22 protein-coding genes and 1 pseudogene are annotated in these 20,413 nt (G+C 67.2%); 17 read left to right on the plus strand and 6 right to left on the minus strand.

Translation table 11 applies throughout. The features are described 5' to 3' along the window. Nucleotides 1-23 precede the first annotated feature (23 nt). From HYU53_00580 to HYU53_00590, 3 genes are all read left to right on the plus strand, one after another. Nucleotides 24-344 (plus strand): hypothetical protein, encoded by a 321-nt coding sequence (locus HYU53_00580; protein MBI2219689.1) that lies wholly within the window; start codon nt 24-26, stop codon nt 342-344. Between the two features lie 81 nt (nt 345-425). After that, nucleotides 426-2,018, plus strand: a complete 1,593-nt coding sequence (locus HYU53_00585; GenBank protein MBI2219690.1) for a hypothetical protein — start codon at nt 426-428, stop codon at nt 2,016-2,018. A gap of 50 nt (nt 2,019-2,068) precedes the next feature. After that, nucleotides 2,069-4,036 carry an O-antigen ligase family protein gene (locus tag HYU53_00590; GenBank protein ID MBI2219691.1) on the plus strand — a complete coding sequence of 656 codons (1,968 nt, stop codon included), beginning with the start codon at nt 2,069-2,071 and terminating at the stop codon, nt 4,034-4,036. Nucleotides 4,037-4,058: 22 nt separating this feature from the next. Here HYU53_00590 and HYU53_00595 read toward each other — a convergent pair whose 3' ends face one another. From HYU53_00595 to thiS, 5 genes and pseudogenes are all read right to left on the minus strand, one after another. Continuing rightward, entirely contained in the window at nt 4,059-4,262 is a 204-nt protein-coding gene (locus tag HYU53_00595; GenBank protein MBI2219692.1) for a hypothetical protein, read from the minus strand. 306 nt (nt 4,263-4,568) lie between these two features. Beyond that, nucleotides 4,569-5,231: a DUF3108 domain-containing protein gene (locus HYU53_00600; protein MBI2219693.1), complete on the minus strand. Its 663-nt coding sequence runs from the start codon at nt 5,229-5,231 to the stop codon at nt 4,569-4,571. A 226-nt stretch (nt 5,232-5,457) separates the two neighbouring features. Continuing rightward, nucleotides 5,458-6,306 (minus strand): DUF3108 domain-containing protein, encoded by an 849-nt coding sequence (locus tag HYU53_00605; protein MBI2219694.1) that lies wholly within the window; start codon nt 6,304-6,306, stop codon nt 5,458-5,460. After that, a pseudogene (locus HYU53_00610) lies at nt 6,303-7,078 on the minus strand (thiazole synthase). Before HYU53_00610 ends, HYU53_00605 begins: the two are co-directional and overlap by 4 nt. 4 nt (nt 7,079-7,082) lie before the next feature. Beyond that, nucleotides 7,083-7,283, minus strand: a complete 201-nt coding sequence (thiS, locus tag HYU53_00615; GenBank protein ID MBI2219695.1) for a sulfur carrier protein ThiS — start codon at nt 7,281-7,283, stop codon at nt 7,083-7,085. Between the two features lie 132 nt (nt 7,284-7,415). Here thiS and ndhC point away from each other — a divergent pair, with 132 nt between their 5' ends. From ndhC to HYU53_00685, 14 genes are all read left to right on the plus strand, one after another. Beyond that, on the plus strand, nt 7,416-7,796 hold the full coding sequence (ndhC, locus tag HYU53_00620; protein MBI2219696.1) for an NADH-quinone oxidoreductase subunit A: 381 nt from the start codon (nt 7,416-7,418) through the stop codon (nt 7,794-7,796). 4 nt (nt 7,797-7,800) lie between these two features. Further along, entirely contained in the window at nt 7,801-8,271 is a 471-nt protein-coding gene (locus HYU53_00625) for an NADH-quinone oxidoreductase subunit B (protein ID MBI2219697.1), read from the plus strand. A gap of 8 nt (nt 8,272-8,279) precedes the next feature. After that, a complete protein-coding gene (locus tag HYU53_00630; protein MBI2219698.1) occupies nt 8,280-8,858 on the plus strand; it encodes an NADH-quinone oxidoreductase subunit C in 579 nt (192 codons plus the stop codon). Then, nucleotides 8,851-9,426, plus strand: a complete 576-nt coding sequence (locus HYU53_00635; GenBank protein MBI2219699.1) for an SIS domain-containing protein — start codon at nt 8,851-8,853, stop codon at nt 9,424-9,426. Before HYU53_00630 ends, HYU53_00635 begins: the two co-directional genes overlap by 8 nt. Before the next feature lie 89 nt (nt 9,427-9,515). After that, nucleotides 9,516-10,694: an NADH dehydrogenase (quinone) subunit D gene (gene nuoD, locus HYU53_00640; GenBank protein ID MBI2219700.1), complete on the plus strand. Its 1,179-nt coding sequence runs from the start codon at nt 9,516-9,518 to the stop codon at nt 10,692-10,694. Further along, nucleotides 10,691-11,296, plus strand: a complete 606-nt coding sequence (gene nuoE, locus HYU53_00645; protein MBI2219701.1) for an NADH-quinone oxidoreductase subunit NuoE — start codon at nt 10,691-10,693, stop codon at nt 11,294-11,296. The genes nuoD and nuoE overlap by 4 nt, the downstream gene beginning before the upstream one ends. Nucleotides 11,297-11,325: 29 nt before the next feature. Next, the gene (locus tag HYU53_00650) at nt 11,326-11,466 is read left to right on the plus strand and encodes a hypothetical protein (protein MBI2219702.1); all 141 of its coding nucleotides are present in this window, start codon (nt 11,326-11,328) and stop codon (nt 11,464-11,466) included. Nucleotides 11,467-11,468: 2 nt separating this feature from the next. Further along, nucleotides 11,469-12,782 (plus strand): NADH-quinone oxidoreductase subunit NuoF, encoded by a 1,314-nt coding sequence (gene nuoF, locus HYU53_00655; GenBank protein ID MBI2219703.1) that lies wholly within the window; start codon nt 11,469-11,471, stop codon nt 12,780-12,782. Continuing rightward, complete coding sequence (gene nuoH / locus HYU53_00660; protein ID MBI2219704.1) at nt 12,779-13,813, plus strand: NADH-quinone oxidoreductase subunit NuoH; 1,035 nt, start codon at nt 12,779-12,781, stop codon at nt 13,811-13,813. Before nuoF ends, nuoH begins: the two co-directional genes overlap by 4 nt. Beyond that, a complete protein-coding gene (locus tag HYU53_00665) occupies nt 13,813-14,328 on the plus strand; it encodes an NADH-quinone oxidoreductase subunit J (GenBank protein MBI2219705.1) in 516 nt (171 codons plus the stop codon). Before nuoH ends, HYU53_00665 begins: the two co-directional genes overlap by 1 nt. Nucleotide 14,329: 1 nt before the next feature. Then, on the plus strand, nt 14,330-14,656 hold the full coding sequence (nuoK, locus tag HYU53_00670) for an NADH-quinone oxidoreductase subunit NuoK (GenBank protein MBI2219706.1): 327 nt from the start codon (nt 14,330-14,332) through the stop codon (nt 14,654-14,656). Beyond that, nucleotides 14,650-16,608, plus strand: coding sequence for an NADH-quinone oxidoreductase subunit L (nuoL, locus tag HYU53_00675; protein MBI2219707.1), 1,959 nt, complete (start codon nt 14,650-14,652; stop codon nt 16,606-16,608). Before nuoK ends, nuoL begins: the two co-directional genes overlap by 7 nt. A gap of 7 nt (nt 16,609-16,615) precedes the next feature. Then, on the plus strand, nt 16,616-18,205 hold the full coding sequence (locus tag HYU53_00680; protein ID MBI2219708.1) for an NADH-quinone oxidoreductase subunit M: 1,590 nt from the start codon (nt 16,616-16,618) through the stop codon (nt 18,203-18,205). Continuing rightward, nucleotides 18,195-19,631, plus strand: coding sequence for an NADH-quinone oxidoreductase subunit N (locus tag HYU53_00685; GenBank protein ID MBI2219709.1), 1,437 nt, complete (start codon nt 18,195-18,197; stop codon nt 19,629-19,631). The genes HYU53_00680 and HYU53_00685 overlap by 11 nt, the downstream gene beginning before the upstream one ends. A gap of 223 nt (nt 19,632-19,854) precedes the next feature. Here the strand turns inward: HYU53_00685 and HYU53_00690 are convergent. Continuing rightward, the coding region (locus HYU53_00690; protein ID MBI2219710.1) for an L-seryl-tRNA(Sec) selenium transferase at nt 19,855-20,413 on the minus strand (559 nt) is incomplete at its 5' end.

Raw genomic sequence — 20,413 nt, forward strand, 5'->3', positions numbered from 1 at the left:
CAGCGGCCGCGACCGCGGGCATCTTGTTCGTCTGGCCGTTCGTATTCGACACCACCTTCACTTTTCTGCGGCGCGCAACCCGGCGGGAGAATCTGCTTCGCCCGCACCGAAGCCACCTCTACCAGAGGCTCGTGCTTGCGGGTGTCTCGCACCGGGCGGTGGGCCTTCTTTATGGAGCGCTCGCCGCTGTTGGCGTCGTCGTCGGCAATGCCGTCGCGCGTGAAGCCGGACCCGCGTCGATTGGGGGAGCATTGTTGATCGGCGTGCTTGCCGGGGGACTCTGCGTGAGTGTCGCCTGGCGCGAGCGTGGCGACATTGCGAGCGCCATCCCGACGCAGAACTGAGAGCGAGTTCCGAGCAACGCGAAGCGTCTTGTTATACTGAGCCGGCACGATCCCCACTGAGTTACTCCAGGAGCTGCACGAATGACTGATCGTCGCGACGACTTTACCAACGAAAATATCAACGACGAGCCGCTATTGGGACCGCTCCTGTTGACGTTATGGTCCTACAGACGAGCGATGTTCATTGCCTTCATCGCCGTCATTGTTGGTTACCTCGGCGTCATGCTTCTGGTTTACGCCATTGTGCCGAACGAGAGACTTGCATCCCTAAGTTTTCGTCTGACGTTCGAAGGGGCCGAGCGGGACCAATTTCCGAACGGCACGAAATTCAGCAGCGCCGAAATCGTCGCCACGCCTGTGCTTTCCGAAGTGTTCAGGAAGAACGAACTGGAGCGCTACGGGAAGTTCGGCGATTTCAAGGACGCCATGTTCGTTCTGCAGTCAAACCCGGATCTCGACCTGCTCTCGTATGAGTACCAAGCGAAGCTCGCGGATCCGAAGCTCAGCGCCGTAGATCGCAGTCGGATCGAGGAGGAGTTCCGGAAGAAGCGTGAAAGCCTGAAGTCCGCATTTTTCTCACTGAACTACCGGACGAGGGATCGAGTACTGAAGATTCCTGTGTCGATGCTGAACAAGATTCTGCAGGACACTCTTTCGACGTGGGCGCAGCAGGCCGCCGAGCGGAAAGGGGCCACGCGCTACAACATCGCCGTTATCTCGAAGAATGCACTGAAAAAGGACTTCCTGTCAGCGGAAGATTATGTCGTGGCGGTGGACGTCCTTCGCAGCATGATTGAACGCGCGCTGAAGTCGGTTGATGAGATGTCGAAGATACCTGGCGCAGAGACGGTTCGGTTCGGGGAAGATCAGGTGGCACTTGCAGACGTCGGTGCGAATCTGGAGGACCTGGTCAGGTTCAAGGTGGAGCCTCTCATTGCGGTGATTCGTACGAACGGCCTTTCGCGCAACGTCGCTAGGGCCGATGTGTACTTCTCGGATCGACTTCTTGAAGTGCAGCTCGCCCGGGAACAAGTGCGGCAGCGCGTAGGTTCCTTGCAGGAGGCGCTGCGCGCGTACCAACAGGCCGGCAGCTCGGGTTCCATGGCGATCAGTGGCGAGGGGCGGACCGGCGGCGTGACCCCACAGCTCTCCGAATCGTTCATCGACCGGCTCGTGCAGCTGTCGACTCAGGCGAACGACGTCAAGTACCGCCAGGATCTCACGGACCGAATCATAGACGATGGAGTGCTCCTCGCGGACCTGAACAGGAAGGCTGAGTACTACGACTCGATGCGCAAGGCATTTGCCTCAGGACATCCGTTGACGAACCCAGCCATGGCCGCCGAGGTCACACGGCGGACGAATGAGCTGTACTCCGCCATTTCGCACTCAATTGACGACGTCCAGGCTGTCTACAAGCTGATCGCGCAGCAGAACCTGAATCCCGACACGGTGCTGTATTCGATCACAAGCCCCTTCGTCGTTCGGACGACCTCCTCGCTCACGGTGCGCACCGGGTTTCTGTATTTCGTTCTCACACTGTTTGCTGGAATGATCGCTATTCCCCTCGCGTGCCTGGCGCATCACTACTTCCGCCACTGGATTCCTGCCGCCGCGCCGCCGGCTAGCGGGACACCGCGGGAGACCGACAAGGACGACGTAGTCGGAGGCTGACCGATCCCCATCCTTTCGGCGTAGTCGCCCGTCGCAGTGTGTATCAGACGATGTCGCGTCTGACCCGGATTCTTGTGCTGACGTCTGCTGCGTTGGCGGTGGCGACCGCCGCGTACGCGGACGCGCCCGCGATCCGGTCTCTGCCGTTGATTTGCGCTGGCGCCGCGGTTCTGGGCGCCCTGATCTCGCGTATCTCCCGCCGCGCGGCGCTGTTCCTGTCGCTGCTCCCCGTGTATCTCAGCCCCGCCATGTTCCTGGTGCTCCAGGGACACGACCATTACACCTACGTGACGGTCTGGATGGCGGCGCTGCTCGGCACGATTGCCGCTACAGGTGGACTCGCAGCGTGGAGCGTCCCAGCGCGCTGGCGCTGGGCGATTGCCACTTGGGCCGTGATCGTCGCCACATCCTGGCCCTTGGTGGCCTGGCGCGAGTTGGATTTCACGTGGCCCTTCGTGTGGGACAACAGATTGCCGGTTGCGGGTATCGCGGTTGCCGGTCCTCGAGCAGTGGCATGGACCGCATACGTGGCGCTCTCGCATCTGATCGGGCTGCTGTGGGTCGATTGGCTGTTCCTGTCGTACGGAGCCGAGAGGCGCGAGTCGTTTCCCCGCGAAGTGTTGGCTCCGCTTGGCATCGCGGTTGCCATTGCGTGTGCTGTTGGCGCGTATCAGGGATTTGTCGATATCGCGTTCCTGAGCGGGCACATCTGGCCCTCGATTAACCGGGCAGCAGGCACGCTGATGGACGGCAACGCATTCGGCATGGTCGCGGCGTTGTGGGCCCCGACGTTTCTCGCTGTGGGCCTGATCCGAAGCCGCTTCGCGTGGGCGATCGGTGGAGCCGGACTCGCGCTTGCCTGGGCCGGCGTGTGGACATCGGGGGCAAGAGCCGCGCTCCTCGCAGCCGTGATCGGCACCGTTTTAGTCACCCTGCAGCTGCCACGGCACTTGTCGTCCCGACGCGAACGCTGGCGCTACGGGATAGCCATTGCAGTCGCCTGCGCGCTGTTCGTCGCCGCGATTCTGACGGTGCCTTCGATCAGTGTGACAGCGGTGGATCGCACGCGGGAGCTGCTCCCGTCGCCCTCTATGACGTCGGTGCGGAACACCGCACGATACTTATGGGAACGCGATGGGTACGGCCCAGTGGCAATCACGATGTTTGCCAACCACCCACTGGCGGGCGTTGGAGTTGGCGCGTACCACACGTTCTGCACCGACTACGCACGGCTGGCGGCCGGTATCCAAATCGCGCCGGACAACGCGCAGAACTGGTTTCGGCACCAGCTCGCCGAACTGGGCCTGCTCGGGAGCGTCGGCTGGATCGTATGGGTCGCTGTGTTTGCCTTCGGGTTGTGGCCGCGTCGCTCGCGGTTGGCTGGACCAGGCGCCGTCCTGAACGGACCGCTCGTCGGTTTTGCCGCGGCTTCGATGCTGGGGATGCCTGGTCAGGACCCGGCGGTAGTAATAACGTTTTGGCTCCTCGTCTTCTGGTACGCTGCGGATACTGGAACACAACCGGCAACGGCGTCGATGAGACACCCAGCGTGGATCGCGGTGCTGGCAATCTCGATTGCTTACGTGGCGGCACTCGCCACCGCCAGCGATCTCCGGCCGCCGTTTCGCGCCGCCCGCTTTGATTTCAACTACACGTACGGCTTCGACTTCCAGAAGGACGTGGCGTGGACCGGCCGCCGCGCGGTTACCGTGCCGCCCGCTACGGACCGCTGGCTGAAGCTGACGGTCTGGGTGGAGCATCCGGACGCGAACCGCGACCTGGTGCGCGCGGATGTGCGGGTAAACGGAAAACGGGTGGTAGGACGCCGGCTCTCGCGAGATATCCCTGTGACCTCGTACGTGCGCGTTCCCGAAGGCGCGAAGCGAATCGTGATCGAGGCTCGGACCGACCGCGCGTTCCGTCCGGAACGCGTCGACTCCAGCACACAAGACTCGGGCGAGCGCGGCCTCGCGATGAAGTGGGAGTTTGTACCGAACGCCCCGGGGCAGCCGCGCTAGATCCAGCCGCTACCCCCCGCCGCTACCCCAGCACCCCCACGACCGCATACTCCAGGTGCGTGAAGAGCCGATCGTTCAGCCGCTCCATGTTCAGGTTGAACGCGTCGATGAGGGGGCGCAGCTCGCCGGGCACCGTGGCGTTCGGCGTGACCTGCTGCAGCCGGTCGCCTTCCGGAACCGGCGTGCGGAACCGCACCTCGACCTCGCCAAAGCCGCTCGCGACCACGAGGTACTTGAGGGTGTCCGGATGCAGCGGCCTGGCATGAGTGAGGTCGCGGCTCGCGGATCGCCGCTTCGGAGCCGCGGAAGAGATCTTCGAAGCCCAGGCAAAGAGACTCGGACGGTTCGATGGGTTCGATTGGTTCGCGTCGGCGGTGATCCAGCGCCGTGCGCTGCGCCGCCGTCGCGGTCATCGCCGCGGCCGCGGTTTCGTTGACGAGGCGATCGAGCGCCGCGAGCGCCTCGTGATAGCGCGCGTGCGCGGCTTCGCGGTCGCGAGACAGCCGATCCGACCCGCCCGGCAGTGTGAGACTCATCGTGATCTTGCCCGCTCCGGCAGCAACCCGCGGGCCTCGCGCAGCCGCAGCACGAAACTTCCGACAGCCAGCTCCGCCTTGAGCTGCACCGGAACCTGCCGTCGATCCGCGGAGAGCCACACAGCGAGGCTGCGGCCCGCGGCCTGCCCGCGCGAATCGGTGATGGCCATGTCGACGCGCTGGGCGTCGACCAACCCGATTCCCGACTTGACGGCCTCGATCCGGCCCCCGGTCAGCGCCACCCGGTACAGCCTGCCGCTGTCGAACACAGGGATGGAAAGACGCTCGCCCTGTTTCAACCGCAGCACGCGCAGCGCGTAGAGCGCCGACAGCGCATCCTGCGTGAGCGGCGGGAGCGTTATCTCCTGCCGCGACACGGACGCGGTCCTGATCTCGAAATCCGCCTTCCGGCGATGCTGGTCGAACCTCGCCGCCTTGAAGCGGTGCCGCCGCCCCTCCTCGGAGTAGATCGACCCCCGCTGGGGAACGAGGTCGCACGCGTCGAGCAGCGTGTCGGCCTTGTAGTAGAGCGTGTATAGCTTGGAGAGGAGATAGCTCGGCCGGGCCTCCCCGACGATGTAGTACGCCGTCGAGCCGTACGAACGCTTCTTCTCCTTGATCGACAACACGCCTGCCCGGCAGAGACATACGACGACCACGAGACGCCGTAGGTGAGAGATTCACCGGCGGCGAACGGCACCGGGCGTTCCGCCTTCGCGCTGGCCGGCGCGGCAGCGGCCGGCTTTCGAACCGGGGGTTTTGCCGCGCGCTTCTGCGCGAGGACTGGAGCGGCCAGGCACACGACAGCCACGACCACGGCCAGCGCCCGCTTCATCGGCCGCCCATCCCGAAACGGCCGATCCGATCCCCCCGGCCCTGTGAGACTCATCGTACTCCCGCCTGCTCCCGCACCAACCCCCTCGCCTCCCGCAACACCAGCCGGAAACTCCCAATCGCCAACTCCGCCTGCATCTGCACGGGCACCTGCCGCTTGCCGGTCGTGAGCCAGACCGCCATGTCGCGCGCCACGGGCTCGCCCTTCGCGTCCGTCACCGTGATGTCGATGCGCATGGCCTGCACGGCGCCCAGCCCGCACTGAATGGGCTCGCGCGCGCCGGTCGTGAGCGCGGCGCGATGCAACTCCCCCTCGTTCACCACCGGAACCGAGAGCCGCTGCCCGGCCGTGAGCCGCAGCGCCCGCAGCACGTACAACGCCGACAACGCGTCCTGCGTGAGCGGCGGCACCTCGAGGACCTGCTTCCGTGCCGGCTTGCCAGGCTCGCCGGCCTCGTACGTCACGGTGTGCCTGGCCTGGTCGAAGGTTGCCGTCTTGACACGCCGCCGGCGACCCTCTTCGCTGTAGACCGACGCGCGCTGCGGCAATAGCGTGAAGGCGTCGAGCCGCGTCTCCACCTTGTAATAGAGCGTGTAGAGCGTCGAGAGAAGCTCGGTGGGCCTGCCTTCGGCGGCGAGGCGATACGCAAGGGGAGAAGCGCCCGAACGCACCTGCTCGACAACGGAAAGCGACGCGCGGCCGGCGGTGAGGTACGACGACCACGACACGTCGTAGACGAGCGTCTCGCCGGCGGCAAACGGCACCGCCTGCTGAGACCTGACGGCGGCGTGCGCCGGCGGCATCGCGACCGGCGGGTGCGCCGGCGGCCGCTGCGCCACGAGCGTGGCCGTCGCCGTCGCGAACGCGGCAATGATCGTGATGCCGGCGGGCCGCCTCACCGCGTGATCAGTCCCTCCACCGGGCTGCTCGCCGTGGCGTACATCTTCCGCGGGATGCGCCCGGACAAGTACGCCAGGCGCCCGGCTTCCACCGCCAGCTTCATCGCACGCGCCATGGCAATCGGGTCCTCGGCGCCCGCAATGGCGGTGTTCATCAGCACGGCGTCCGCACCGAGCTCCATCGCCAGCGCCGCATCCGACGCCGTGCCCACGCCCGCATCGACGATGAGCGGGACCGAGGCGATCTGCTCGCGGATGATGCGGACGGCGCGCCGAGCGGCATCACGGCGGACGCGCCGGCGTCCACCAGCTTCTTACACACGATCAGATCGTCGCTGCAGTAGGGGAGGACGATGAAATCCTCCTTGACCAGGACGCGCGTGGCCTGGAGCAGCGCCTCGTTGTCGGGGAACAACGTCTTCTCGTCGCCGATGACCTCCAGCTTCACCCAGTTCGACAGCCCCGCCTCACGTCCCAGCCGCGCGGTCCGAATGGCCTCGTCCGCGGTGTAGCACGCCGCGGTGTTGGGAAGGATGAAGAGCCTCGTGGTGTCGATGTAGTCGAGGAGGGAGGCTTCCCTGGCGGCATCCCGCGGCGTCGCACGCGGGTCGCCTTTCCAGCCCGAGATGTTCACGCGCCGGACGGCGACGGTGACCATCTCGGCCCCCGACGCGTCGTGCGCCTCGCGCATCACCTGGAAGGACGAATATTTTCCGGTGCCGACGATCAGCCGGGAGCGGAACTCGCGGCCGGCAATAGTCAATGTCTGCATAGGGTTACCCACCGCCCACGAAGTTCACGATCTCTATTTCATCCCCCTCGTTAATCAGGGTATCCGGATAGCTCACCCGCCGGACGACGACGAGGTTGCGCTCGACGGCGACGCGACGGGGGTCGATGCGCAGGCGGTCGAGGAGTTCGGTCACGGTCAGGGGCGCGTCGAGCACGTACGGCTCGCCGTTGAGGCGGATGGTCACGGGAGGATCGCTCGATTGTAACCCGTTCGTTGACTTGGCGTTGACTCGTCCGATAGCATGAAGCGTTCGTCGCTTGCGATTTTTTTCACAAGCCCGGCGGCACGCCGTTCGCACGCCGTTTCGGACTCATACATGCTGACTGGCTGGCTCCCAATCCTCATCATGCTGCTCCTCGGCGCCGGGTTTGGCGCCGTGTCGGTCATCCTGGGGCGCATCGTCGGGCCCCGGCGCCCGACCGCGGAAAAGCTGGCCCCCTACGAGTGCGGCATGCCGCCGGTGGGGGACGCCCGCGAGCGGCATCCGGTCAAGTTCTACCTCGTGGCCATGATCTTCCTGCTCTTCGACATCGAGGTGGCATTCCTCTACCCGTGGTCGATGGCGCTGCGCGACCTGCGGTGGACGGGCTTCATCCAGGTCGTCGTGTTCTTCGGCCTGCTGCTGGCCGGCTACGTTTACGTCTGGCGGAAGGGGGTGCTCGACTGGGGCCCCGCCGCGCGCGAGGAGAAGATCTAGCCGCATGGGTATCGAAGAGATTGAAGTCCCCGTCCTGACCACGACCGTCGAGAAGATGGTGCAGTGGGCGCGGCGCTCGTCGATCTGGCCGGTGACCTTCGGCCTGGCGTGCTGCGCGATCGAGATGATGGCGATGAGCGCCTCGCGCTACGACATCGCGCGGTTCGGCGCCGAGGTGTTCCGCGGCTCGCCGCGGCAGTCCGACCTGATGATCATCGCCGGCCGCCTCTCGCGGAAGATGGCGCCGGTGCTGCGCCGCATCTACGACCAGATGCCGGAGCCGAAGTGGGTCATCTCGATGGGGGCCTGCGCGTCGGTGGGGGGCGTGTTCGACAACTACGCGATCGTCCAGGGGGCGGACCAGGTCGTGCCGATCGACGTCTACGTCCCCGGCTGCCCGCCGCGGCCCGAATCGCTGATCTACGGCATCGTCCTGCTGCAGCGCAAGATCGACCGGCAGCGGATGACCGCCTGAGCCCCCGCATGGACGCCAACGCCATCGCCGATGCGCTGCGCCGGGCCGTGCCCGCCGCGCAGATCGACCCCCTCGCCACGCTGGACATGCCGGCGATCTCCGTGGATCGCGAGAGCTGGCCGGAGGTGGCCCGCACGCTCCGTGAAGACCCGGCGCTGCAGTTCCAGCTCCTCGCCGACCTCCTCGGGGCCGATTACTTCCCGGGCGAGCCGCGCTACGAGATCGTGTACCTGCTCGTGTCGACCGGCGTGCCCGGCCTCGGCGCGTCATCCCCCGCAAAACGGCTGCGCGTGAAAGTGCGCGTGCCCGGATCGGATCCGCACATCGCAACGGTCTCGACGATCTGGCCGTCGGCGGGGTGGCCCGAGCGCGAGGTGTTCGACCTGTTCGGCGTGACGTTCGACGGCCACGCCGACCTGCGGCGCGTGCTGATGCCCGAGGACTGGGAGGGACACCCGCTGCGCAAGGACTACCCGGTGCAGATCCGGCGCGGCGTGAAGGTGTACGAGCCGCTGCAGCTCTCGCCCGAGGAGTTCGCGAAGAACATCGACCGGATCCGCCGCCTCTCGCAGGCAAAAGATGAGTGACGCGGCCGAGGGCGCGATTCGCGACATCCTCGCCGGCGCGATCCGGGCGCACGAGATGATGCGCGACGGCGACGTGGCGCCGGTGGCGGCGGCCGCCCGCGCGATGACCGACGCCGTGAAGCACGGAAAGAAGGTGCTGGCGTTCGGCAACGGCGGCAGCGCCGCCGACGCGCAGCACTTCGCGGCCGAGCTGGTCGGCCGCTTCCAGCTCGAGCGCCGCGCGGCGGCGGCGATCGCGTTGACGACGGACACGAGCATCCTGACCGCGATCGGCAACGATTACGCGTTCGATCGCGTGTTCGCGCGTCAGGTCGAGGCGCTCGGCGGCGAGGGAGACGTGGCGCTCGGCATCTCGACGAGCGGCAGGTCCGCCAACGTGCTCGCGGCCTTCGAGACGGCGCGGTCGAAGAAGATGACGACGGTTGCGCTCACCGGGGGCGACGGCGGGCCGCTCGGGCGCGCGGCGGGGATCCACGTGAACGTGCCGGGCACGTCCACGGCGCGCGTGCAGGAAGTGCACCGGACGGTGCTGCACGCGATCTGCGAGCTGATCGAGCGCGAGCTGTAGGGGCTGGAACGCCGCAAGCCGCGGTGAGTGCGGAGTCGCTGCACGAGCCGGCTGCGGCGCCGCAGGAGGCCGCCCCGCGAGGGCTAAGAATGGAACTGCGCACGGAGACGATGACCGTCAACATGGGGCCGCAGCACCCGAGCACGCACGGCGTGCTCCGCCTGGTGCTGGAGCTCGACGGCGAGACGATCCTCGCCGCCGAGCCCACGATCGGCTTCCTGCACACGGGCATCGAGAAGACGTGCGAGCAGAAGAAGTGGCAGCAGGTGATCCCGCTCGTCGAGCGCATGGACTACCTCAGCTCGCACTCCAACAGCATGGCGTTCTGCCTCGCGGCCGAGACGCTGCTCGGGATCGACGTGCCGCGGCGCGTCAAGGACATCCGCATCCTGCTGTCGGAGCTGCAGCGCATCAACAGCCACCTGGTCTGGCTCGGCACGCACGGCATGGAGATCGGCGCGGTCTCGGTGATGATGTACTGCTTCCGCGAGCGGGAGCTGCTGCTCAACATCAACGAGCTGATCGCGGGCTTCCGCATGTTCCCGAGCTACATGCGGATCGGCGGCCTGCGCGAGGACCTGCCGGCCGGCTTCCACGACGCGGTGCGCGCGTTCCTCGACCGGTTCCCGTCGAAGCTGAACGAGTACGAAGACCTGCTCACGCAGAACCAGATCTGGATCAAGCGCACGCGGAACGTCGGCGCCATCAGCGGGCCGGACGCGATCGCGTGGGGCCTGGCGGGGCCGATCGCGCGCGGCGCCGGCATCTCGTACGACGTGCGCAAGGCGTTCCCGTACCTCGGCTACGAGACGTACGACTTCGAGGTGCCGATCGGCACCCGCGGCGACGTGTACGATCGGTACCTCGTGCGCATGGAGGAGATGCGGCAGAGCGTGCGCATCGCGCGCCAGGCGCTCGACCGCATCAGCCCGACCGGCGTCTTCGACATCCAGGACTACCGCATCGTCCCGCCGCCGAAGGACCGCGTGTACACGGAGATGGAAGCGCTCATCCAGCACTTCCTGCTGTACTCGCAGGGCTTCACGGTGCCGGCGGGCGAGGCGTACGTGCCGGTCGAGGGGCCGCGCGGCGAGCACGGGACCTACATCGTGTCGGACGGCACGAACCGCCCCGCGCGCGTGAAGATGCGCGCGCCGTCGTTCTACGCGTGCCAGGGGCTGCCGAAGCTGATCATCGGCGGCATGATCGCCGACGTCATCGCCGTCATCGGCTCCACCGACGTCGTCATGGGAGACGTCGATCGATGAGTTTCCACGCAGTCGTTCCCTACGGCACCCCGGAGCACCACCGCTCGCAGCGCGCGGTGCTGGACGAGGGGACGCCGTTCGCGTACACGCCGGAGAACCGCGCGAAGCTCGAGGAGATCTGCCGGCGCTATCCGCCGGAGCAGCGGCGCTCGGCGGTCCTCGCGGCGCTCTATCTCGTGCAGGAGCAGCAGGGCTACATCACGGCGGGCGCCGCGCGGCACGTGGCGGAGGTCATCGGCCTCACGGCCGCCGAAGTGGACGACGTGGTGTCGTACTACGTCATGTTCTTCCGGCAGCCGACGGGGAAGTACGTGCTGCAGGTGTGCCGCACGCTCTCGTGCGCGCTGAACGGCGCCGAGCGCGTGGTCGACGCGATCCAGGACACGCTGGGGATCAAGGTCGGCGAGACGGATCCGAGCGGCATGTTCACGCTGCTGGAGTTCGAGTGCCTCGGCGCGTGCGACCGCGCGCCGGTGGTGATGGTGAACAACGAGCACTGGCACGAGCGCCAGACGCCGGAGACGGTGACGCAGCTGATTGACGGCCTGCGAGCCAAGGGCCTCGCCGCGCTGACGGGCTGCCATCTGAAGGTGGAGAAATGAGGCTGCGCGCGTGTGCGCCTGCGCGAGTGATGCCGCAGCTTGACCATTTCTGCCTGCGGCCGGAACTGACGCTGTACACCCGCGGCCGCTGGCAGAAACGGTCCGCGCTGCGGCGGCTGTCGCAGGCGCTCGGCGGGCGGCTACTCGGCGACAGGCGCCGCGCGGTATAGACATGGATCCAGTTCTCACCCGTTTCGTTCGCGAGCCGAACGGCCACACGCTGGACTTCTACGTGAAGAACGGCGGGTACGAGGCCCTCAAGAAGGCGCTCGGGATGCAGCCGAACGACATCATCGATGTCGTCACGAAGGCCGGGCTGCGCGGCCGCGGCGGCGCCGGGTTTCCCACCGGGCTCAAGTGGAAGTTCGTGCTGAAGGACACGCCGCTCCCGAAGTACATCGCGTGCAACGCCGACGAGAGCGAGCCGGGCACGTTCAAGGACCACGTGCTGATGGAGCGCAACCCGCACCTGCTGTTCGAGGGGTGCCTCATCGGCTGCTACGCGATCGGCGCGAAGGTCGCCTACATCTACATCCGCGGCGAGTTCCACCACGTGCAGCGCGTCCTCGAGGCGCAGATCGAGGCGGCGCGCCAGGCGGGCTACATCGGCACGAACATCCTGGGCACCGGCTTCGACTGCGAGATCTACGTGCACCGCGGCGCGGGCGCGTACGAGGCGGGCGAGGAAACCGCGCTGCTCGAGTCGCTCGAGGGGAAGCGCGCGCAGCCGCGCATCAAGCCGCCGTTCCCGGCCGTCGCGGGGCTGTACGGCGCGCCGACCGCCGTCAACAACGTCGAGACGCTCTGCAACGTTCCCGCGATCATCACCAACGGGCCCGAGTGGTACGCGTCGCTCGGCCCCGAGAAGAACGGCGGGCCGAAGCTCTATTGCGTCAGCGGCCACGTCAAGCGCCCCGGCGTCTACGAAGCGACGATGAAGACGACGCTGCGGGAGATCATCTACGACATGGCCGGGGGGCCGCGCGACGGGCACACGATCAAGGCGGTCATCCCCGGCGGATCGTCGGTGCCGATCCTGCTGCCGCACCAGCTCGACATCCCCGCGAGCTTCGACGAGGTCGCGAAGGCGGGATCCATGCTCGGCTCGGCGGCCATCATCGTCATGGACGAGACGACGTGCATGGTGTGGGCGGCCGAGAACCTGCTGCACTTCTACCGCCACGAGTCGTGCGGCAAGTGCACCCCGTGCCGCGAGGGCACCGACTGGCTGTACAAGATCCTGCGGCGGCTCGAGAGCGGCGAAGGCGCGATGTCGGACATCGACCTGCTCACTAACGTCGCCGGGAACATCGCGGGCAAGACGCTGTGCCCGTTCGGGGACGCGGCCGCCGCCCCGGCGCTCACGGCGGTGAAGCATTTCCGCGCGGAGTTCGAGGCGCACGTCCGCGAGGGGCGCTGCCCGCACCGCGCCGGCTGGCGGCGCGAGCCGCGCGCCGGCGCCGCGGCGCAGGGAGCGCACGCATGAGCGTCACCCTCGTCGCGCAGGTCGGCCTGATTTTCTTCGTCTTCACCTGCCTGCTCCTCTCCGCGGCGGCGTCCGTGTACTTCGAGCGCAAGATCGCCGGGTGGATCCAGGACCGTCCCGGCCCGAACCGCGTCGGCCCGTACGGCCTGCTGCAGCCCTTCGCCGACATCCTGAAGCTGATGTTCAAGGAGGACCTGCGGCCGAAGGCGGCCGACGCGCTCCTCTTCTCGCTCGCGCCGGTCATTTCGGCGACCGCCGCGTTCGCGGCGTTCGCCGTCGTCCCCTTCGGCGCGTCGACGACGCTGTTCGGCCTGCTGCCCGAGCCGATCGGCCTCGGGGTGGCGGACGTGAACGTCGCGATCCTGGTGATCTTCGCGATCACGTCGATGGGCATTTACGGCATCGTGCTGGCGGGCTGGAGCTCGAACTCGAAGTACTCGCTGCTCGGCGGGCTGCGCTCGTCCGCGCAGATGATCTCGTACGAGCTGTCCTACGGCCTGGCGCTCGCGGCCGTCATCGTCGTCGCCGGCTCCCTGTCGCTGCGCGAGATCGTGGACGCGCAGGGAGGGTACTGGTGGGGCTTCATCCCGCGGTGGAACGTGTTCTGGATGCCGTTCGGGCTCGTCGCGTTCGTGATCTACATGATCGCGGGGGTCGCGGAGACCAATCGCGCGCCGTTCGATTTCCCGGAAGCCGAGCAGGAGCTGGTGGCCGGCTACCACACGGAGTACAGCAGCATGGGCTTCGCGATGTTCTTCCTCGCGGAGTACATCAACATGGTGACCGTGTCCGCCGTGGCCACGAGCCTGTTTCTGGGCGGGTGGCACGGGCCGTTCCTGCCCGACTGGCTCGACTGGATCTGGTTCATCGTGAAGGTGGCCGCGCTGATGTTCTTCTACATCTGGATGCGGTGGACGCTGCCGCGCTTCCGGTACGACCAGTTGATGGCCTTCGGGTGGAAGTGGCTGCTGCCGCTGGCGGTGCTGAACATCCTCGGCACGGCGGCGGTCGTGATTTATTTCAATTTGTGATGGATCTCATCCTCTTCTACGTGTTCGGGGGGCTGGCGGTCGCAGCCTCGCTGCTCGTGATCGGGCAGCGCAACCCGATGTACAGCGTGCTGCTGCTCATCGCGTCGTTCGGCGGCCTCTCCGGCCTCTACGTGCTGCTCGACGCGCCGTTTGTCGCCGTCACGCAGATCATCGTCTATGCCGGCGCGATCATGGTGCTGTTCCTGTTCGTCGTCATGCTGCTGAACGTGCCGCGCGAAGAGGCGATGCTGCCCGGGTTCGGGACCACGCTCGCCACGCGCCGCATCGGCGTGGCGCTGGCGGTGGTGTTCGTCGCCGCGCTGGTCTGGGCGCTCGGCCGCCTGGGCGCGACGGCGCTCCCCGAGGGGGACGGCGTGGCCGCGCTGCGCTCGGTGCGCGAGGTGGGACGCCTGCTGTACACGCGCCACGCGTTCGCGTTCGAGGCGACGTCGGTCCTGATATTGGTGGCGATGGTCGGCGCCGTCGTGCTGGCGCGGAGGGAGACGAGGAGTTGACGTGCCCACGCTGAACCATTACCTCATGCTCTCGGCCATCCTCTTCTCGATCGGCACGGCGGGTGTGTTCCTCCGCCGCAACCTGATCACGATCCTGCTCTCGATCGAGATCATGTTGAACGCCGTGAACCTGATGTTCGTCGCGGCCGGGCGCGACTGGGTCTCGCGCATACAACCAGTGGAGCACGCGCTCGACGGCCAGATCATCGTCTTTTTTGTGATGACCGTGGCCGCCGCGGAGGCCGCCGTCGGGCTCGCGATTGTCATCGCCCTGTTCCGGCACCGCGAGACGCTCAGTCCGGACGCGTTCACGGCACTGAAATGGTAGCCCTCATCATCCTTCTTCCGCTTCTCGGCTTCGTGATCAACGCCTCGCTCGGGAGGCGGCTGCCGAAGAACGTCTCGGGCGGGCTGGCGACGGGGCTCATGTTCCTGGCCTTCGGCGTGTCCGCGGCGGCCTTCTGGCAGATGATCGGCCACGGGCCCATCACCGAGGCGCTCTACGACTGGATTCCGTCGGGCGACCTGCAGATCCCCTTCGCGCTGCGGCTCGATCCCCTGAGCGGCGTGATGATCCTCGTCGTCACGGGCATCGGGTCGCTGATCCACCTCTACTCGATCGGATACATGCACGAGGAGTCCGACTCCGAGTACGCGCGCTACTTCTCGTACCTGAACCTGTTTGCCGCCTTCATGCTCGTGCTCGTCCTGGGCGCGAGCTTCCCGGTGATGTTCGTCGGCTGGGAGGGGGTGGGCCTCTGCTCGTACCTGCTGATCGGCTTCTGGTTCGAGAAGCACTCCGCGTCGGACGCCGGCAAGAAGGCGTTCGTCGTCAACCGGATCGGCGATTTCGGCTTCATCCTCGCGATGGCGCTGATCTTCACGACGTTCGGCACGCTGGACTTCCAGGAGGTCGCCGCCGCCGTCTCGCGGTGGGCGCCGGAAGCGGCGGTGGGCACGGTGACGCTCGCGACGCTGCTGCTGTTGCTTGGCGCCACCGGCAAGTCGGCGCAGATCCCGCTGTACGTGTGGCTTCCCGACGCGATGGAGGGGCCGACGCCGGTCTCCGCGCTCATCCACGCCGCGACGATGGTGACGGCGGGCGTGTACATGATCGGGCGCAACGCGGTGCTGTTCAGCCACGCGCCGATCACGATGGACGTGGTCGCCGTGGTGGGCGTCGCGACGGCGCTGATGGCGGGCACCATCGGCCTCGTGCAGAACGACATCAAGCGGGTGCTGGCGTACTCGACGGTGTCGCAGCTCGGGTTCATGTTCCTCGCGATGGGCGTCGGCGCGTTCTCGGCCGGCATCTTCCATCTCTACACGCACGCGTTCTTCAAGGCGCTGCTGTTTCTCGGGTCGGGCGCGGTGATCCACGCGCTGGCGGGGGAGCAGGACCTGCGGAACATGGGGGGCCTCAGGAAGGCGCTGCCGATCACCTACTGGACGTTCCTCATCGGCGCGCTCGCCATCGCGGGCGTTCCGCTGCTGTCCGGGTTCTTCAGCAAGGATGAAATCCTCTTCCGCACATTTGCGGGAGGGCACCGCACTCTCTGGACGGTCGGCGTCGTCACGTCGCTGCTGACGGCGATTTACATGTTCCGGCTCGTGTTTCTCACCTTCCATGGCGAGCGGCGCGCCGCCGGGCATCACGCGGCGCACGACGCGCACGCGCACCTGCACGACGCGCCGGCGTCGATGGCGGTGCCGCTCATCGTGCTCGCCATCGGGTCGGTGCTGGCGGGCTACGCCGGCGTGCCGCACGCGCTCGGCGGCAGCAACCGCATGGAGACGTTCCTCGAGCCGTCGTTCGCGGTGGAAGCGGCCGGGCACCACAGCGCCGAGGGCGAAGCTTCTACGCACCCCCCTGACGCCTCAAGCGAAAGCAGCACGACCGAGGTGGCGCTGATGGGCGTCTCGAGCGCCATCGCGCTCCTCGGCATCGGCATCGCGGTGTTCTTCTTCCTGAAGCGGCGCGATCGCGCAGAGGAGATTGCCGCGGCGCTGCCGGGACCGTACCGGCTGCTGCTCAACAAGTACTACGTCGACGAACTGTACGACACGGCGGTCGTGCAGCCGATCAAGAGGACCTCGACCGTCGCGCTGTGGCGCGGCGTGGACGCGGGCGTGATCGACGGCGCGGTGAACGGCACCGGCGCGGTGGTCCGCGGCGGCAGCGCCGTCCTGCGCCGCCTCCAGAGCGGCTCGATGCGGACCTACGCCGTGTCCCTCTTGTTCGGGGTCGTCGCGATCCTGGGCTACTACCTGTGGTGGTGATAGGCGCATGCCGATGCTTTCGTTGATCGTCTTCCTGCCGCTCGCCGGCGCGCCCGTCGCGCTCGTCACCGGCGACCGCGAGGGAGAGCGCGACGCGCTCGTGCGCTGGCTCTCGCTCGCCGTGTCGCTCGTCGTCTTTGCGCTGACGCTGATGCTGTGTGCGGGCTTCGACGCCTCGCCGGCCGGCGCCGAGTTCCAGTTCATCGAGAAGCGGGAGTGGATCCCGGCTTTCGGGATCTCCTATCACCTCGGCGTGGACGGGATCAGCCTGCTGCTCATCGTGCTGACCGGCTTTCTGACGCCCATCGCGCTGCTGTCGTCGTGGGGCTCGGTGACGAAGAGGACGCCTGCGTTCAGCTTCTTCATCCTGGCGCTCGAGACGGGCATGCTCGGCGTGTTCGCGTCGCTCGACCTGTTCCTGTTCTACGTCTTCTGGGACGCGATGCTGGTGCCGATGTATTTCCTCATCGGCGTGTGGGGATACGACCGGCGCATCTACGCGGCCGTCAAGTTCATCCTGTACACGATGGCGGGCAGCGTCCTGATGCTCATCGCGATCATCGGGCTCGCCTACCTCCACTACAGCGCGACGGGGGCGTACAGCTTCAACCTGCTGGATCTCTACCGGCTGGACATCCCGCGGAACCTGTCGGTCTGGTTCTTCCTCGCCTTCACGCTGGCCTTCGCGATCAAGGTGCCGCTGTTCCCGTTCCACACGTGGCTGCCCGACGCGCACGTGGAGGCGCCGACGGCCGGGTCGGTCATCCTGGCGGGCGTGCTGCTGAAGATGGGGACGTACGGCCTGGTGCGCTTCTCGTTCCCGCTGTTCCCGGACGTCGCCGCCGCGTTCGCGCCGTACCTCGCGGTGCTGGCGGTGGTGGGCATCGTCTACGGCGCGCTGGTCGCGATGGTGCAGCCGGACATGAAGAAGCTGGTGGCCTACTCGAGCGTCAGCCACCTGGGCTTCGTCGTCCTCGGCATCTGCGCGATGAACGTGCAGGGGATGCAGGGGGCCGTCTACCAGATGCTGAACCACGGCGTCAGCACCGGCGGGCTGTTCCTGATCGTCGGCATGCTCTCGGACAGGCGGCACACGCGGCTGATCTCGGAGTTCGGCGGGCTGAAGAAGGTCACGCCGCAGCTGGTGGCGGCGTTCCTGATCATCACGCTCGCCTCGATCGCGATGCCGGGGCTCAACGGCTTCATCGGCGAGTTCCTGATCCTCGTCGGCGCGTGGCGCTGGGATCCGCGGTATGCGGCGATTGCCGCCACCGGCGTCATCCTCTCCGCCGTGTACATGCTCTGGATGTTCCAGCGCGTCAACTACGGGCCGGTGACGAAGGACGAGAACGGGCGGATGAAGGACCTCTCCACGCGCGAGTGGACGATCCTCGTGCCGATCGTGGCCATGTCGATCCTGATGGGCCTGCTGCCCGCGCCGTTCCTGCGGGCGATGGAGCCGTCGGTGAACCGCGTGGTCGAGCGTGTGATCAACCGGCAGCCCGCGGTGGTGCTGAAAAAGGGGTCGGGAGCCTTTTTCGGCAGCGACCCGACCGCCGAAAAAGGCTCCCGACCCCTTTTCCACCATGTCGACTGACTTCGCCGCCATCATTCCGATCCTCACCGTCACGCTCGCGGCCTGCGCCGCGATGGTCGCCGAGGCGTTCCGCCGGCCGGGCGAGCGCATGCCGATCGGGGGCCTGGGCATCATCGGTCTGGCGGGCGCGGCCGCGGCGTCGGTCTTCCTGTGGGGCCGTGACGCCAGCGGCTTCGGCGTGATTCGCGCCGACAACTTCTCGCTCTTCTTCAACCTGGTGCTCGCCGGGATCGGCGTCCTGACGATCCTGCTGTCGGGCCAGGCGATCGAGCGCGAAGGGCTGCCGCAAGGGGAGTACTACGCCCTCACGCTCTTCGCGATCGCCGGCATGATGATGATGGCGGCGGCCACCGACCTGCTCGTCATCTTCCTGGCGCTCGAGATTCTCTCGCTGGCCGTCTACGTGCTCACCGGGCTGCGCCGCTCGAGCGCGGTCGGGGCGGAAGCCGCGTTCAAGTATTTCCTGCTGGGTTCGTTCTCGTCCGCCTTCTTCCTCTACGGAATCGCGTTCACCTACGTGGTCACCGGCAGCACGAGGCTGGATGAGGTGGGCGTGGAGCTGGCGGCGCGCTCGATGGAGCCCGGCGTGCTCACGCTGGTGGCCGTCGGGCTGCTCGTCGCCGGCTTCGGGTTCAAAGTGTCCGCGGTGCCGTTCCACATGTGGACGCCCGACGCGTACGAGGGAGCGCCCACGGTGGTCACCGCCTTCATGTCCACCGGCGTGAAGGCCGCGGCGTTTGCCGCGTTCCTGCGCGTGTTCCTGTCGTCGTTCGAGCCGATGCGCGGCGACTGGGTGCCGCTCCTCTGGATCATCTCGGTGGCGACGATGGTGATCGGGACGGTGGTGGGGGTGGCGCAGAGCAACATCAAGCGGATGCTCGCCTACTCGAGCATCGCGCACGCCGGCTACATCCTGGTGGGCCTGGTCGCCGCGAACACGACGGGGAAGGCGGCGGTGCTCTTCTACCTGGCGGCGTATGCGGCGACGAACCTGGGCGCGTTCGGCGTGGTGGCGCTGCTCGGCACGCGTGAGCGCGAGCACGCCGACATTCGCGACTTCGCCGGGCTCTGGAACCGCCGCCCCGGCATTGCGGCCCTGATGACGATCTTCCTGCTGTCGCTCGGCGGCCTGCCGCCGATGGCCGGGTTCGTGGGCAAGTGGTACGTCTTCGCCGCCGCGGTGTCGGAAGGCTACTACTGGCTCGCGATCATCGGCGTGCTGACGAGCGTCATCTCCGTCTTCTACTACCTGCGCATCGTCGTCATGATGTTCATGACGGAAGGGCCCGAGGCGGCGCCGATCCCCGTCATTTCGCGCGCAGGCCTCGCGGCGCTTGGGCTGGCGACGCTCGCGGTCCTCTATCTCGGCATCCTCCCGACACGAGTGCTCGACATCGCGCTCGCGTCTGTCAGCACGATCTTTTAGGGGCGTTTTCGGGGGCATTTTTCCAGGTAGGCCATGAGGGTCAGCGTGGCGGCGCGGGCTCTTTTTGAGAGAAGCCACAGGCCGTCGAATTCCTCCCTCTCAATGTACTCCTGGCTCAGTCCATCCCGGAGGTGGTTTTGAATCTCGTGCAGCGATCCCGCGGCGATATTCAGGTGCGGCGGAACTCTGGTGGATCGAACCTGCCGAACCCCTCAAACATCGGTTAGACAGCTGCCTTGAGCGCGCCGAGCAGCAACGGCTCGTCGGCCGGGAGCACGGTCCTGAGATCGATCACGATCCGATCGTCTTCGATCCTCGCGACGATGGGCGGCTGTGAGGCGCGCAGTCGTGCGTCGAGCGCGCCGGCGCTGAGGCCGTCGCGGGCGATGGCGACAAGCGTGGTCGGCAGCTCCGACCCGGGCGCGCTGCCGCCGCCGATCGTCGAGACGCCATCCTTCAGCGCGACCTCATAGCCGGCGCTGCGCAGCGCGCCGGCGAGCGCCGCGGCGCGCGCGGCGACGCGCGCGCGCGGCATGGCGATCATGCGCGCGACCGGCACCTCCTCGGACGCGCGCCCCTCGGCATACGCCTGCAGCGTGGCCTCGAGCGCCGCGTAGGTCATCTTGTCGGCCCGGAACGCGCGCATCAGCGGGTGCCTGCGGATCCGCTGGAGCAGGTCGCGACCTCCGACAATCAAGCCGGCCTGCGGGCCGCCGAGCAGCTTGTCGCCGCTGAAGCAGACCACCGCCGCGCCGGCCGCCACGCTGCGCGGCGCCTCCGGC

The organism is Acidobacteriota bacterium, from assembly GCA_016184105.1.
Taxonomy (GTDB): domain Bacteria; phylum Acidobacteriota; class Vicinamibacteria; order Vicinamibacterales; family 2-12-FULL-66-21; genus JACPDI01.

Bases quoted from the DNA above. Each gene is read 5' to 3' on its own strand.
- HYU53_00585 (MBI2219690.1), top strand. From the start codon at position 426: ATGACTGATCGTCGCGACGACTTTACCAACGAAAATATCAACGACGAG.
- HYU53_00590 (MBI2219691.1), top strand. From the start codon at position 2,069: ATGTCGCGTCTGACCCGGATTCTTGTGCTGACGTCTGCTGCGTTGGCG.
- ndhC (MBI2219696.1), top strand. From the start codon at position 7,416: ATGCTGACTGGCTGGCTCCCAATCCTCATCATGCTGCTCCTCGGCGCC.
- HYU53_00625 (MBI2219697.1), top strand. From the start codon at position 7,801: ATGGGTATCGAAGAGATTGAAGTCCCCGTCCTGACCACGACCGTCGAG.
- HYU53_00630 (MBI2219698.1), top strand. From the start codon at position 8,280: ATGGACGCCAACGCCATCGCCGATGCGCTGCGCCGGGCCGTGCCCGCC.
- HYU53_00635 (MBI2219699.1), top strand. From the start codon at position 8,851: ATGAGTGACGCGGCCGAGGGCGCGATTCGCGACATCCTCGCCGGCGCG.
- nuoD (MBI2219700.1), top strand. From the start codon at position 9,516: ATGGAACTGCGCACGGAGACGATGACCGTCAACATGGGGCCGCAGCAC.
- nuoE (MBI2219701.1), top strand. From the start codon at position 10,691: ATGAGTTTCCACGCAGTCGTTCCCTACGGCACCCCGGAGCACCACCGC.
- HYU53_00650 (MBI2219702.1), top strand. From the start codon at position 11,326: ATGCCGCAGCTTGACCATTTCTGCCTGCGGCCGGAACTGACGCTGTAC.
- nuoF (MBI2219703.1), top strand. From the start codon at position 11,469: ATGGATCCAGTTCTCACCCGTTTCGTTCGCGAGCCGAACGGCCACACG.
- nuoH (MBI2219704.1), top strand. From the start codon at position 12,779: ATGAGCGTCACCCTCGTCGCGCAGGTCGGCCTGATTTTCTTCGTCTTC.
- HYU53_00665 (MBI2219705.1), top strand. From the start codon at position 13,813: ATGGATCTCATCCTCTTCTACGTGTTCGGGGGGCTGGCGGTCGCAGCC.
- nuoL (MBI2219707.1), top strand. From the start codon at position 14,650: ATGGTAGCCCTCATCATCCTTCTTCCGCTTCTCGGCTTCGTGATCAAC.
- HYU53_00680 (MBI2219708.1), top strand. From the start codon at position 16,616: ATGCCGATGCTTTCGTTGATCGTCTTCCTGCCGCTCGCCGGCGCGCCC.
- HYU53_00685 (MBI2219709.1), top strand. From the start codon at position 18,195: ATGTCGACTGACTTCGCCGCCATCATTCCGATCCTCACCGTCACGCTC.